General features: G+C 41.7%; 1 protein-coding gene. It reads left to right on the forward strand.

What is annotated here, in order from left to right:
- Nucleotides 1–881 precede the first annotated feature (881 nt).
- On the forward strand, nucleotides 882–1,081 hold a 200-nt coding region (locus tag HMPREF2955_RS16580; RefSeq protein ID WP_371326386.1), incomplete at its 3' end, for a type I restriction-modification system subunit M N-terminal domain-containing protein.

Here is a 1,081-nt window from a genome sequence, read left to right on the forward strand (position 1 = left end):
GTGGCGGTCAGTTTAAATAAAAATTCATTTTGCCAGCATTCACAACTAACCCCTTTTTGCATCAAAACCAACCTCCGCGAGAATCGATTTTTTCGGCCCGGCTAACGATTGGCGAGCAAAAACGGCACTCTTAGTGTTAAAGTTCGTACTGAATATTTTACATATCCGCAAAGCGAGACCGACGTTTAGCCCACTAACTTGTTGTTGTGAAAAGTAAATAAGGCGATTTGCGGTGTGTCGTTCACTCAGTTGGGGAGACGGCCGGCAACCTCCTCAGCATTGGGTTCACCTACAAGAATAACGAGGAAGTGCCGTGCAAGTCAGCGTTTACCAAGCGTATCGAGGCATGCTACATATACGCCATATCCACCAACGCTCGTTTCTATCGCAAAAAAAACAAACATTATGCGCGTGGTACACGAGACTTAAACAACTGTTGCCACCCCACATCCAGATACCCCCAACCTCACCGAATGGCAATGCAAGATGCTAAGGAAGATTGTTATCAACACGAGTTTCTATTACAACGAGGGGGAGTTTAGGAAAATATACCCGCGTTGTGGATAAGTCAAAGACTGATGCGACAAATAGTTTGTCCAAATTAAAAATATAGCGACATAACCTGATGTCATGTAAAAAATAATGATTAATTTTGCATATCATCAATAGCTAACGTTATAAACATTATAGATGGCCAAAGAGAACTTTCAAAAATGGGATTAGAGTGATATTATCTAACCAACAAGATGTAACCACCTATGGCACTGTTAGTGGAGATTGCCCGCCCACTTCTGTTTGATTTCAAAGAGTTGTTGGAAGTAGATTATGATGCTAATGCCAAGTTCCTAAAATGAAAGATGATAAAAAGAAACAAAGAAACAATGGCGAAGAAACAGATAAAGTCCAAGACAATCGAAGAAACACTTTGGGAATCGGCGAACAAGCTGCGCGGTTCTGTCGAGCCCTCAGAATATAAGCATGTGGTGTTGAGTCTCACCTTCCAGAAGCGACCTGTTGCAACAGAAGGAAGAGAACAAATTGCAGTTGAAAGAACGTTTTCGTTAAGCCAAATGAACAATGC

Source organism: Prevotella sp. HMSC073D09 (genome assembly GCF_001814145.1).
Lineage (GTDB): Bacteria > Bacteroidota > Bacteroidia > Bacteroidales > Bacteroidaceae > Prevotella > Prevotella conceptionensis.